The sequence below is a fragment of the Sinomonas atrocyanea genome (assembly GCF_030811715.1).
GTDB classification, from domain to species: domain Bacteria; phylum Actinomycetota; class Actinomycetes; order Actinomycetales; family Micrococcaceae; genus Sinomonas; species Sinomonas atrocyanea_A.
Genome location: NZ_JAUSRH010000008.1, coordinates 1 through 11,878, shown reverse-complemented (window position 1 = coordinate 11,878; position 11,878 = coordinate 1). Strand labels below are relative to the sequence as shown.

Below are 11,878 nucleotides of genomic sequence, written 5' to 3'. Positions count from 1 at the left end.
TATCGCCGCCGTCTCCCGCGGCCCGCCTCGAGGGGCATCGGCCCAGTGGACACCGGCCCAGTGGACACCGGCTCAGTGGGGATCGGCCCTGCGCCGGCGCCGCGGCAGCACGGCCACTCCCTCGGGCAGCGGCGGGATCCCGGCGAAGGTCGAGACCATGTCGCACCACGCCTCGAGATGGTCCCGGAGGTCCGGGCCGTCCGGGGTCCACGAGGCCCGCAGCTCGATGTCGATCGTGTCATGGCGGTCGGCGAGCGTCCCGTAGCTCTCCGAGAGGACGCGGGTGGCCGTGCCGCCGGCGGCGGTGTAGCGGGCATGGTGCTTCTCGAGGGCCTCGACGAGCCACGTCCACGCCACGGATCCGAGGAGGGCGTCGTTGCCCATCTCGGGCTCGAGCTGGGCTCTGATGTAGGTCACCACGCGGAAGGTGCCCTCCCAGACGGCGGGGGGCTCCGGGTCGTGCAGCAGGATGAAGCGGCCGGTGGCGAGCTCTTCGTCGCCGTCGCGGACGTCGGCCTCGAGGGCTACGGCGTACGGGGCGAGCCTCGCGGGCGCCGGGATCTCCTCGAGGCGGAAGTCTCCCTGGCGGAGCATGCCCGTGGCACTCCGCATCGAGCGGAGGGCTGTCAAGAAGTCCGCAGGCAGGTGTGCTAGTGCGGTCACGGTCCCAGAGTACGCTGACGCTGTTTTTCCGGGCGGGAACGGCACGCCGGGACGGCCGGAACGGGGCGGCCCGCGCCGGGCCGCCCCCCCGGCTCACGCCTCTGTCGCGGCCAGCTCGACCTTGATCCAGCCGGGCTTGCGCAGGTCGAACGCCTCGTACGCGCCGATCGCCGACTCCAGCGGCTCATGCTCGGTGATGAGCGCGGTCGGGTCGAACTGGCCGGCGGCCACCATGTCGATCAGCGGCGGGGTGACTGAATGGTGGTCGCAGTTGCCCATCCGGATCGTCAGGTTCTTGTTCATCGCCTGCCCGATCGGATACTGCCCGACCTGCGGCGGGTACACGCCGATGATGCCGATCCGGCCGCACTTCGCGACCGCATCCACCGCCCACCGCGCCGCCTGCGACGGGCCGTCGCCGGGCTTGAACTGATCGCCCCGCGGTGCGGCGTCCGGGGCGATCTGCCGCACCTCGTCGTCGAACGCCCCCGCCTGCTCCGCCGACGCCGCCGCGGGTCCCCGCTTGGGACGCTCGGCGTCGACGCCCACGGCGTCGATCACCGCGTCCGCGCCGATCCCGTTCGTGAGCTCCCGGATGGCCTCGACGGGATCCTCCGCGTTGAAGTCCACGATCTCGCAGTGCTGGGCGAGGGCGGCGGCGAGGCGGGTCTCCTCGCCGTCGACCATGATCACCCGCCCCGCGCCCTGCTTGAAGGCGGAGGCGGCGGCGAACTGGCCGACGATGCCTGCCCCGAAGACCGCCACGACATCGCCGCGGCGCACTCCGGCGAGCTCGGCGCCGAACCAGCCCGTGGGGAAGATGTCCGAGAGCAGGATCGCCTGCTCGTCGGAGACGGTGTCCGGCAGCGGGTGCATCGTGTTCTGCGCCCACGGGATCCGCGCGTACTCGGCCTGCAGGCCGTCCACCGGCCCGGTCATCCCCGGGCCGCCGAAGAAGCTCGTTCCCGCCTGGGGGCCGTTCGGGTTCGCGACGTCGCACTGGGCCGTCCGCCCCATCCGGCAGTACCGGCACGCCCCGCACGAGATGGTCGAGTTGACCAGCACGCGGTCACCGGGGCTGAAGCCCCGCACGGCGTCGCCCACGCTGCTGACCACCCCCACGGCCTCGTGCCCGAGGATCGTGCCCTCCTGCATCCCGGGCATCGTGCCGCGGACCATGTGGAGGTCCGTGCCGCAGATCGCCGAGCGGGTGATCCGCACGATCGCGTCGTGCGGGTCCCTCAGGGTGGGCTCGGGAACGTCGTCGAGTCGGATATCGCCAATGCCATGCCAGACCACTGCCTTCATGCTCCGGCTACTACCCACGCCCCGGACCGGCCCAAACCGATCGCGGGCCGGGCCCTCGCCGCGGGCGCGCGGCGGCTAGCGCGCGAGCTCCTCCCGGAGGGCCTCGGCGAAGCGGTCGACGTCGTCCTCCGTCGTGTCGAAGGAGCACATCCAGCGCACCTCGCGCCGGGCGGCGTCCCAGTCGTAGAAGCGGAACCGCTCGCGCAGGCGGTCGGCCACACCCTCGGGCAGGATCGCGAACACGCCGTTCGACTCGGTCGCCTGCGTGATCTCGACGCCGTCGAGCCCCTCCACCGCCGCGCGGAGGCGGGCGGCCATCGCATTGGCGTGCGCGGCCGAGCGCAGCCACAGGCCGTCCTCGAGCAGGGCGAGGAACTGGGCGGAGACGAAGCGCATCTTCGAGGCGAGCTGCATGTCCATCTTGCGCAGGTAGGTCAGGCCCTGGGCCGCCTCGGGGTCGAGCGCCACGACGCACTCGCCGAAGAGCATGCCGTTCTTCGTCCCGCCGAAGGAGAGGATGTCGATCCCGGCGTCGGAGGTGAACTCCCGCACCGGGACGCCGAGGCCGGCCGCGGCGTTCGCGAGCCGTGCCCCGTCCATGTGGACCTTCATCCCGCGGGAGTGGGCGTGCTCGGCGATGGCCCGGAGCTCGCCGACCGAGTACCGCGTGCCCAGCTCGGTGGTCTGGGTGAGCGAGACGGCCAGCGGCTGGGCACGGTGCTCGTCGCCCCAGCCCCACGCCTCCCGGTCGATCAGCTCGGGCGTGAGCTTGCCGTCGGAGGTCGGGACACCGAGGAGCTTGAGGCCGCCGACCCGTTCGGGCGCGCCGTTCTCGTCCACGTTGATGTGGGCCGTCGTCGCGCAGACCACGGCCCCCCAGCGGGGCACGAGCGACTGCAGCGAGACGACGTTGGCCCCGGTGCCGTTGAACACGGGGTACGCCTCGACGCCCTCGCCGAACAGCGACTCCATCTGGGCCTGCAGCCGGGCGGTGTACTCGTCCTGCCCGTACGAGACCTGGTGGCCGCCGTTGGCCGCGGCCAGCGCGGCCAGGACCTCCGGGTGCGCGCCGGAGTAGTTGTCGGAGGCGAAGCCCCGCACGGCGGCGTCGTGGAGCGGCCAGCCCGCGGGCACGGCGGGGGACTGCACGGAAGAGGAAGGGAAAGTCACACTCACAGTATTGCGCACTCGTTTCGGGTCTTCGGTTGCTCAGCTGGTCAGGTCGAGGCGGGCGCCGTTGAGCCGCGCCGCGTCCTCGGAGAAGAGCGCCACCGCGCGCGCGGCGAGGACGTCGACGTGCGTGTAGCCGGGGAACTTCCGTTCCGGCGCGGCGGCGCGCATCGTGTCGTCGAGGAGGGCCTTCACGGCGAGGACGACGGCGGCACTCGTCTGGGGCGTGGGGTCCTCCTTGCGCTGGGACTGGCCCAGTGCGAGGCCCTGTGCCATGGAACGGGTCCAGGCCTCGGCGGCGGCCTTGGCGGCCTGGTAGTTGGCGTTGGCTGCGCTCGGGCGGGCGAGAGTCGTCGTGGAGACCATCGCGAACCGGCCCCGCGGGGAGGCGGCGATGTCGTCGAAGAACGCCCTCGAGGTGTTGCGCAGGGTAGTGATCGCCCCCCGTGCCAGGAAGTCCCAGTCCGCGTCGCTCTGCTCGGTGAAGGGGCCGCCTCCACGCCAGCCGCCCACGAGGTGGATCACGCCGTCCACCCGTCCGAACTGGGCCCGCAGCCCTTCCGCGAGCCGCTCGGTGGCGGCGAAGTCGGCGAGGTCGCACGCGTGCTGGGGGACGGCGGCGTCGTGCGCACCCGGTGCGCCGAAGGCCTCGGCGAGGCGGCCGGCGTCGGAACCGACGGCGATCGGGGTGGCGCCCGCGGCGCGCAGGGCCCGGACCGCGGCCCGCCCGGAGGCCGAGGTGGCCCCCGCGACGACCACGGCCGCGCCCTGCGCGCCGGATTCCGGCGGGACGGTCACGCGGCGGCCTCCGGGCCGGCCGGCAGGGCGGTCTCGCCGGTGATGCCGGCGGTGGAGTCGATGACAGCGCGCATCTTCTTCTCCAGGGCCTCGTAGAACATGGACAGCGGGAACTCGTCGTCGAGGACCTGGTCGGTGATCTCGCGCGGCGTGCCGGTCAGGGGCAGGGCGTCGGGGCCCTTGGCCCACACTGAGGCCGGATGCGGGGTCACGGTCCCGGCGACAAGCTCGTACGCTGCGAGCCAGTGCGCCACCTTGGGGCGGTCGATGGAGCGCCAGTACAGTTCGTCGATCGCGTCGCCGAGGGCGCTGACCACCTCGGGCACCTGGTCCCAGTCGATGGCCAGCTTGGTGTCCGTCCAGTGGAGGACATGGTGCTGGTGCATCCAGGCGAAGAGGAGCTGGCCCCCGAGCCCGTCGTAGTTGCGCACGCGCCCGCCGGTGATCGCGAACCGGAAGATGCGGTCGAAGATCACGGCGTACTGGACGAGCTTCGCGTGCCGCCGAGCCTCGGGCGCCGCCTTCTCGTCCCGCTCGATCTTCACCGACTCGCGGAAGGCCGTGAGGTCACAGCGGAGCTCCTCGAGCGAGTAGAGGAAGAACGGCATGCGCTGCTTGATCATGAAGGGGTCGAACGGCAGATCGCCGCGCATGTGGGTGCGGTCGTGGATGAGGTCCCACATCACGAACGTCTCCTGGGCGAGCTTCTGGTCCGTGACGAGCTCGGCGGCGTCCGCGGGCAGCTCGAGGTTGGTCACCTTGGCCGCGGCGTCGAGCACCCGGCGGAAGCGGGCCGCCTCGCGGTCGGCGAAGATGGCGCCCCACGTGAAGGTCGGGACCTCGCGCATGGCGACGGTCTCGGGGAAGAGCACCGCGGAGTTGGTCGCGTAGCCCGGCGTGAAGTCCAGGAAGCGGATCGGCACGAAGAGGGCGTTGCTGTACGCGCCGGCCTCGAGCTCGGCGACGAACTCGGGCCAGACGACCTCGACGAGGACGGCCTCGACGTACCGGTTGCGGCTGCCGTTCTGGGTGTACATGGGGAAGACGACCAGGTGCGCCAGCCCGTCCACGCGGTGCTGCTGCGGCTGGAACGCGGTCAGCGAGTCCAGGAAATCGGGCACCGCGAAGCCTGCTGAGGCCCAGGCGCGGAAGTCTGCGCCGAGCAGGCGGAGGTAGTCGGCGTCGTGCGGGAAGCGCGGGGCGAGCGCCTCGACGGCGGCCGTGATCGTCTCGACGAGGGCGGCCGCCCGCTCATGGTCCGCTGCGTCCGGCACCGAGCCGTCCTGCGCCTGCAGCCCCTGGAGCTCGACGGCCGCGGCCTTCAGGGCGTGCCACGCCGGGTCGTCCTGGACGGGCAGGTTCGGGGTGGACGCGACGGCGGTCGCGGCGGCGGTGACGGACATCTCACTCTCGCTCTCTCTCGGGGCCGGGGTGTGATCCGAGCGTAGCGAGGAACAGCTGTGCAGGAGTCTGGAAGCGGTCTTGCATCAGAAACTCTGGTGCTCAGTGGGCTTGCGCAAGGTACGAGGCGGGCCGCCCGCTGGTCCTCGCCAGCGGCCGGCCCGCCCTCGGCCCTCCGGACGCCTCACTCCGCGTCGGGAACCAGGGTCAGGGAGATGGAGTTGATGCAGAAGCGCTGGTCGGTCGGGGTGCCGTACCCCTCGCCCTCGAACACGTGGCCGAGGTGGGAGTTGCAGGTGGCGCACCGGACCTCGATGCGGTCCATCCCCAGGGTGCGGTCGTGCAGGTACACCACGGCGTCCTCGGCGAGAGGGGCCCAGAAGGAGGGCCAGCCGCAGTGCGAGTCGAACTTCGTCCTGCTCGTGAAGAGTTCGGCGCCGCAGGCCCGGCACCGGTACGACCCCTGGGTGTGGGTATCCCAGTATTCGCCCGTGTAGGCCCGCTCGGTGCCCGCCTGCCTCAGGACGCGGTACTCCTCGGGGGTGAGCCGGGCGCGCCACTCGTCCTCGGTGAGGGCAGCCGGCGGCCGGCCCGGATCAGGTGTGGGGGTGTGGGTGGTGTCCATGACCACTCCAACGCTCAGGAGTCCCCGATGAATCCCGTTCCGGCGTACAGGTGCAGCACAGGTATGCCGAGCTTGCGCTGGGCGAGGTTGGCCCAGTCGGTGTGGAACGTGTCCTCGATCGCATGCGGGAGGGTCACGACGACGGCCTGCTCGGCGCCCGCCGCGGCGGCCCGCTCGGCGAGGGCCTGCACGGGGTCCCCGTCGATGATGCTTCCCGTGAGCTCGGCCCCGAGCCCTTCGAGCGCGGCGAGCGAGGTGTCGAGCGCGGTCTGCGCGGCGGACCTTTCGGCGGCGGGGTCGGCGGGCTGGTCGGAGAGCCCCTCGACGGCCTTGCTGAACTCGAGCATGGACAGGTGGTCGAGGAAGTCGACCACGAGGCGGCGCTTGCGCCCCGCGGGGACGAGGACTTCGATCCTCGCGGCCTCGCCGCTCAGGAGGCCCTCGATGGCCTTCCGCTCGCTCGGGCCCAAGGCGACTTCGGTCAGGATGAGGATCGGCGCGCTCATGGACCCAGACTAGGGCAGCGTCCGCCGCGAACGGGAGAGGCTCGGGGCGCGCCGGTGCCGGGCCGGGAGGGGGCCGCAGCGCGTGCCGGGCTGCCCCGGGCCTGCCTCACAGGTTCTTCCAGACCCCTTTGCCACAATGGGGGCATGCCCGCCCGAGCCGCCCACGCGCCGTCGTCCGAGTCCGAACCGCTGCCCCGCGCGGTGTGGGCTCTCGCCGGGGCCGGCGCGGTGCTCGGGCTCGCCTCGGCCGCCGCGGCCTCGAGCTCGGCGCTCGCGACGTACTTCGCCCGGCGCATCGTCACTCCGGAACGGGTCAAGACCGAGGACCAGGAGGTCCTCGCTGTCCAGGGCGAGGGCTCCGCCCGCAGGGTCATCCTGCGGGCGACCCCCGAGACGAGGGCGGACGGGGAGTACAGCCTCTTCTTCGACGGCGGTGCCGGGCATGTGCGCCTCGGAGCCCCGATCGACTATGCGCCCGAGGAGCCGACCGTGACGCGGCCCGTCCTGGCCGAATACTCCGGGGACCTCACCACGGCGGTCCGGGCTCGCTGGAGCGGGTACGTCTACGGCTCTCCCGCCGACCTCGGCCTCGCCTACGAGGACGTGGTGCTGCCGCTCGATGTCGGCCCCGGCCCCGCGTGGTACGTGCCGGCGCCCGGGGCGACCTGGGCCATCATGGTCCACGGCCGGGGTGCGACCCGAGGCGAAGGGCTGCGCGCGCTCCCGACGGCGCAGGCCCTGGGCATGCCCTCGTTGCTGGTCTCCTATCGCAACGACGGGGAAGCCTCGGCCACCCCGGACGGGCGCTACGGCCTCGGCATGACCGAATGGCGGGACGTCGAGATTGCCATCCAGTACGCCCTCGACGCCGGGGCGCGGGACGTCGTCCTCTTCGGCTGGTCGATGGGCGGGGCGATCAGCCTGCTCACCGCCGACTCGTCGCTCCTTCGCGAGCATGTGCGCGCGCTCGTGCTCGACGCTCCCGTCGTCGACTGGGTCGACGTGCTCGCCTACCAGGCCCGACTCAACCGTATCCCCTCCCGGGTCGGGCGGCTGGGCCAGCTGCTGCTCGGACGCTCCTGGGGGCGACGCCTCACCGGCCTCGCCGCACCGCTGGACTTCAAGGCAATGGACTGGGTCACCCGTGCCGTCGAGCTGCGCACACCGACCCTGATCCTGCACAGCGTGGACGACGACTTCGTCCCGGTGGGGCCCTCGCTCGAGCTCGCGAAGCGCAACCCGGAGATGGTCACGCTCGAGACCTTCCGGCACGCCCGCCACACGAAGGAATGGAATGTGGACCCCGAGCGGTGGGAGTCCGTGGTGCGCTCCTGGCTCTCCGATGTGCTCGCACCGCGCCGGGCGCCCGGTGGGGCCGCCTGACGCCGCACGCCCCGCTGCGGGCCCTCGGCGGGGGCAGCTCAGTCCGCGGTCCGCAGGCGGGTGACCACTGCGCCGGTGAGGCGGACCAGATCCGCGGGGGAGAGCTCGACGTCGAAGCCCCGCCGGCCGCCCGAGACGAGGACGGTCGGGTGGGCGAGCGCGGAGTCGTCCACCGCCGTGGGGGAGGGCTGCCGCTGGCCGAGGGGCGAGATGCCGCCGCGGACGTAGCCCGTCCGCCGCTCCGCCGCGGCCGGATCCGCCATCGCGGCCTTCTTGGCTCCGAAGGCCGCGGCAGCCGCCTTGAGGTCGAGGCTCCCCGTCACGGGCACGACGGCCACGCAGAGGGCGCTTCCGCTGCCGGTCGCGACGTCCACCATCAGGGTCTTGAACACGCGGCCGGGATCGACGCCCAGGGCCTCCGCGGCCTCCGCCCCGTAGCTCGACGCCGCCGGGTCGTGGCTGTACGCGCGCGCCGTGTACGGCACTCCGGCCGCCTCGAGGGCCTTGGTGGCGGGTGTGCCGGGGCCGTCCTTCGCCTTCTTCGCCACGTCAGGCGCCCAGCGGGCACTCCCCGCGGACCTTGCGCTTGATGCGCCCGAGCATCGCCGCCATCCCGCGCATCCGCAGCGGGCTCACGAGGCGTGTGAGGCCCAGCTCCTCGGGCATGTCATCCGGCACCGCGAGGATCTCGGCGGCGGTCAGGCCGTCCAGGCCCTCGTGGAGCACCGAGGCAAAGCCGCGCGTGGTGGGTGCCTCGGCCGGAGCCGAGAAGAACAGCCGGACCACCGGGCCCGCCGAGGGCGGCGTGCCCTCCGGAGCCTGCTCGGTCTCGATCGAGATGAACAGCGGCGACTGGCACTCGACGACCTGCTCCAGCATCTCGGGGTGGTCGTGGTACCGCTCCGGCAGCTCGGGCAGCGACTGGGAGAACTCCAGCAGCAGCTGGAGCCGCTCGCGCTCCTCGACGGCCTGGAAGTCTTCGACGATCTCCGCCAGCGCGGCGGGCAAGGTGTTCGTGCTCATCCCCTCCAGCGTAAGCCCAAGGCCCCGCCGGGCGGCGCGCGTTCGCCGTCGGCGGGGCCTTGTGTGACACCGGGTTGCGTCAGCTCAGCGGCAGGTGCTGTCCGTCCGCCGCCCTGACTGGGCGGCCGGGCCGCCGCGCCTCAGCTCAGCGGCCAGGTACCGCGGTCCTCGCCCTTCACAATCGGCACCCGCACCGCATTGCCCCACTCCGTCCACGAGCCGTCGTAGTTGCGCACGCTGTCGAAGCCGAGCAGGTACTTCAGGGCGAACCAGGTGTGGCTCGAGCGCTCGCCGATGCGGCAGTACGCCACGACCTCATCGCCCGCGGTGAGCCCCGCCTCCCCGAGGTACAGCGCCTCGAGCTCCTGCCGGGACCGGTACGTGCCATCCTCGGCGGCTGCGCGGGCCCACGGGATGGAGGCCGCGGTCGGGATGTGCCCGCCGCGCAGTGCGCCCTCCTCCGGGTAGGCCGGCATGTGGGTGCGCTTCCCGGAGTACTCCTCGGGGGAGCGGACGTCGATGAGGGGCTTGCCGAGGTGGGCGAGCACGTCCTCCTTGAAGGCGCGGATCGGCGCGTCGTTGCGCTCGACGACGGGGTACTCGGCCCGCGCGGGGACCGGGGCCTCGGTGGTCAGCTCACGGCCTTCCGCGATCCACTTGTCGCGGCCGCCGTCCAGGAGCCGCACATCCTCGTGGCCGAACAGGGTGAAGACCCAGAGCGCGTAGGCGGCCCACCAGTTCGACTTGTCGCCGTAGATGACGACCGTGGTGTCGCGGGCGATCCCCTTCGAGGCAAGGAGCTCGGCGAACCCTGCACCGTCCACGTAGTCCCGCGTGACCTCGTCGTTGAGGTCCGTATGCCAGTCGATCTTCACGGCGCCCGGGATGTGCCCGGTCTCGTAGAGCAGCACGTCCTCGTCCGACTCGACGACGGCGAGCCTGCCGGTCCCGACCGCACCGGCGGCCAGCTGCTCGGCGAGCCACTCGGTGGACACGAGGCGCTCGGGGTGGGCGTATGCGGCGAACTTGTCGCTGCTGTCGGCGGGGTAGCTCATGGTGTGCCTTTCGCTCGGCTGAGCCAGGGCGCGCGGGCGGTCCGCGTAACGGCGGCCGCCGCGCTCCTGAGTGGTCCCCACCAGCGTAGCCACGCCCGCGGGGGAGCGTGCGGGCCTCTGCGTGTGCAGGTCACGTGGAGCAACATGGTCCCGGGCGGCCCTCGCTGTGCGGTTGGGCACATGTGGCCCCCTGCGGCAGCCTCCGGCGGTAAGCTGGCCGGTGGCCCACCGACCCCTTGACCACGGACGGAACCCTTGGCGACTGTCGAACACCTGACCACCCGCACGCCCAGAGTGTCCGTGGAGGAACTCCTGACCGGCCTGCGGCCGTCCGCACGGTTCGGAGAGGTGTCCTTCTCGAGCTACCGTCCGGATCCCTCGCAGCCCACCCAGGCCGCGGCCGTGAAGGAGCTCGAGGCGTTCGGCGACGGGATCGGCGCCTCCGCCGGCGGCCTGCTCTCCCGGCTCTTCGGCTCCAAGCCGGCCACCCGCGCCGGCATCTACCTCGACGGCGGCTTCGGCGTCGGCAAGACCCACCTGCTCGCCTCGCTCTGGCATGCGGCCCCCGGCCCCAAGGCCTTCGGGACGTTCGTCGAGTACACGAACCTCGTCGGCGCGCTGTCGTTCCGCAAGACGGTCGACGCCCTGAGCTCGTACAAGCTCGTCTGCATCGACGAGTTCGAGCTCGACGATCCCGGCGACACCGTGCTCATGTCCCGGCTCATGCGTGAGCTCGCCGACGCCGGCGTGAAGCTCGCCGCCACCTCGAACACCCTCCCGGGTTCCCTCGGCGAGGGCAGATTCGCCGCGGTCGACTTCCAGCGCGAGATCCAGGTGCTGGCCGACCAGTTCGACGTGGTGCGGATCGACGGGGAGGACTATCGCCACCGTGGGCTTCCCGCCGCCCCGGCACCGCTGGAGAACCATGAGCTCGACGCCCGGATGAACGCGGAGTTCGACGGCGGTCTGGTCGCCGTCGACGATTTCGGTGCCCTCCTGAAGCATCTCGCCGGGGTCCACCCCAGCCGGTACCGCCAGCTCATCGACGGGATCGACGGAGTCGTGTGGAAGGACGTCCACACGATCGAGTCGCAGGCGACCGCGCTGCGCTTCGTGGTCCTCGCTGACCGGCTCTACGACAGGGACGTGCCCATCCTGGCCTCCGGCGTCCCGTTCGACAGGCTCTTCACCGAGGAGATGATGGGGGGCGGCTACATGAAGAAGTACTTCCGTGCCGTCTCGCGCCTGACGGCTCTCGCCCGCGAGGGCCAGACGCACGAGCCGTCCTGACCCACAGACGCCAAGTGCCGGTCCCGCCTCGCGGCGGTACCGGCACCCAGTGACGATGATCGGGCTGATGAGGCTCAGGCCCTCAGCCGTAGGCCGATTGCTCGACCGGTGGAGCAGCTGTGGTGCGGGACGCGGTCCCGACCAGGCCGTTCACAGGATCGAGGCGGCCTACTGGACTCCCGAGACGTGGTCGGCGAGCCTGTCGCCGCTCCTGTCATTGGTGGGATCCTCAGCCTTGCCCTTCATGTCGTCGAGAAGAAACACGGCCACCTCCTTTCCTGCCTCCGGGGCCAGATCGCCCCTGCTGTGCTCGATCGTAGCCACGCGGGAGGGGCTTTCCAACCGGTTGCCGGCGAAAGGCGTTGCGCTCTCAGCGGACGTCGAGGGCGGTCCGGTGCCCGACAGCAGGATGGAGGGGATACGCGAAAGGCGCCCCGCGGGGGAGCGCCGGTGGTGGGCGATACTGGGATCGAACCAGTGACCTCTTCCGTGTCAGGGAAGCGCGCTACCGCTGCGCCAATCGCCCGGGGGGCTGTTCACTTGTGTTCCCCCAGGGGGGAAGAGAGCGGACGACGAGACTCGAACTCGCGACATCCACCTTGGCAAGGTGGTGCTCTACCAACTGAGCTACGTCCGCGTGGGGGAGCTGCTGCTCC

Annotated in this window: 12 protein-coding genes and 2 tRNA genes; 2 read left to right on the top strand and 12 right to left on the bottom strand. The window is 71.9% G+C overall.

What is annotated here, in order from left to right:
* Positions 1-72 precede the first annotated feature (72 nt).
* From J2W21_RS12980 to J2W21_RS12950, 7 genes are all read right to left on the bottom strand, one after another.
* Complete coding sequence (locus J2W21_RS12980; protein WP_307114927.1) at positions 73-663, bottom strand: DUF3000 domain-containing protein; 591 nt, start codon at positions 661-663, stop codon at positions 73-75.
* Between the two features lie 93 nt (positions 664-756).
* A complete protein-coding gene (locus J2W21_RS12975) occupies positions 757-1,971 on the bottom strand; it encodes a zinc-dependent alcohol dehydrogenase (protein ID WP_307114926.1) in 1,215 nt (404 codons plus the stop codon).
* A gap of 75 nt (positions 1,972-2,046) precedes the next feature.
* Positions 2,047-3,141: a threonine aldolase family protein gene (locus J2W21_RS12970; protein WP_307114925.1), complete on the bottom strand. Its 1,095-nt coding sequence runs from the start codon at positions 3,139-3,141 to the stop codon at positions 2,047-2,049.
* Between the two features lie 39 nt (positions 3,142-3,180).
* The gene (locus tag J2W21_RS12965) at positions 3,181-3,939 is read right to left on the bottom strand and encodes an SDR family NAD(P)-dependent oxidoreductase (protein ID WP_307114924.1); all 759 of its coding nucleotides are present in this window, start codon (positions 3,937-3,939) and stop codon (positions 3,181-3,183) included.
* A complete protein-coding gene (locus tag J2W21_RS12960; protein ID WP_307114923.1) occupies positions 3,936-5,342 on the bottom strand; it encodes a DUF6421 family protein in 1,407 nt (468 codons plus the stop codon). The genes J2W21_RS12965 and J2W21_RS12960 overlap by 4 nt, the downstream gene beginning before the upstream one ends.
* Before the next feature lie 182 nt (positions 5,343-5,524).
* The gene (msrB, locus tag J2W21_RS12955; protein ID WP_307114922.1) at positions 5,525-5,965 is read right to left on the bottom strand and encodes a peptide-methionine (R)-S-oxide reductase MsrB; all 441 of its coding nucleotides are present in this window, start codon (positions 5,963-5,965) and stop codon (positions 5,525-5,527) included.
* A 14-nt stretch (positions 5,966-5,979) separates the two neighbouring features.
* A complete protein-coding gene (locus tag J2W21_RS12950) occupies positions 5,980-6,471 on the bottom strand; it encodes a hypothetical protein (RefSeq protein WP_307114921.1) in 492 nt (163 codons plus the stop codon).
* Positions 6,472-6,615: 144 nt separating this feature from the next.
* Here J2W21_RS12950 and J2W21_RS12945 point away from each other — a divergent pair, with 144 nt between their 5' ends.
* Positions 6,616-7,854, top strand: coding sequence for an alpha/beta hydrolase family protein (locus tag J2W21_RS12945; RefSeq protein ID WP_307114920.1), 1,239 nt, complete (start codon positions 6,616-6,618; stop codon positions 7,852-7,854).
* 38 nt (positions 7,855-7,892) lie between these two features.
* Here the strand turns inward: J2W21_RS12945 and ybaK are convergent, their stop codons facing one another.
* The 3 genes from ybaK to J2W21_RS12930 all read right to left on the bottom strand — a co-directional run bounded on the left by ybaK (position 7,893) and on the right by J2W21_RS12930 (position 9,932).
* Positions 7,893-8,402: a Cys-tRNA(Pro) deacylase gene (gene ybaK / locus J2W21_RS12940; protein ID WP_307114919.1), complete on the bottom strand. Its 510-nt coding sequence runs from the start codon at positions 8,400-8,402 to the stop codon at positions 7,893-7,895.
* Between the two features lies 1 nt (position 8,403).
* Positions 8,404-8,877 carry a SufE family protein gene (locus tag J2W21_RS12935; protein WP_307114918.1) on the bottom strand — a complete coding sequence of 158 codons (474 nt, stop codon included), beginning with the start codon at positions 8,875-8,877 and terminating at the stop codon, positions 8,404-8,406.
* A gap of 140 nt (positions 8,878-9,017) precedes the next feature.
* A complete protein-coding gene (locus J2W21_RS12930; protein ID WP_307114917.1) occupies positions 9,018-9,932 on the bottom strand; it encodes a sulfurtransferase in 915 nt (304 codons plus the stop codon).
* A 255-nt stretch (positions 9,933-10,187) separates the two neighbouring features.
* On the opposite strand from J2W21_RS12930, the gene zapE reads away from it, so the two are divergent.
* Entirely contained in the window at positions 10,188-11,222 is a 1,035-nt protein-coding gene (zapE, locus tag J2W21_RS12925) for a cell division protein ZapE (RefSeq protein WP_307114916.1), read from the top strand.
* 451 nt (positions 11,223-11,673) lie between these two features.
* Here zapE and J2W21_RS12920 read toward each other — a convergent pair.
* Positions 11,674-11,748, bottom strand: a tRNA-Val gene (locus J2W21_RS12920).
* 38 nt (positions 11,749-11,786) lie between these two features.
* Positions 11,787-11,859 (bottom strand) — tRNA-Gly (locus J2W21_RS12915).
* Positions 11,860-11,878: the final 19 nt, after the last annotated feature.

Excerpts from the sequence above, each read along its gene's own strand:
- J2W21_RS12960 (WP_307114923.1), bottom strand. The coding sequence starts at position 5,342 with ATGTCCGTCACCGCCGCCGCGACCGCCGTCGCGTCCACCCCGAACCTG.
- J2W21_RS12975 (WP_307114926.1), bottom strand. The coding sequence starts at position 1,971 with ATGAAGGCAGTGGTCTGGCATGGCATTGGCGATATCCGACTCGACGAC.
- J2W21_RS12935 (WP_307114918.1), bottom strand. The coding sequence starts at position 8,877 with ATGAGCACGAACACCTTGCCCGCCGCGCTGGCGGAGATCGTCGAAGAC.
- msrB (WP_307114922.1), bottom strand. The coding sequence starts at position 5,965 with ATGGACACCACCCACACCCCCACACCTGATCCGGGCCGGCCGCCGGCT.
- J2W21_RS12930 (WP_307114917.1), bottom strand. The coding sequence starts at position 9,932 with ATGAGCTACCCCGCCGACAGCAGCGACAAGTTCGCCGCATACGCCCAC.
- J2W21_RS12950 (WP_307114921.1), bottom strand. The coding sequence starts at position 6,471 with ATGAGCGCGCCGATCCTCATCCTGACCGAAGTCGCCTTGGGCCCGAGC.
- J2W21_RS12945 (WP_307114920.1), top strand. The coding sequence starts at position 6,616 with ATGCCCGCCCGAGCCGCCCACGCGCCGTCGTCCGAGTCCGAACCGCTG.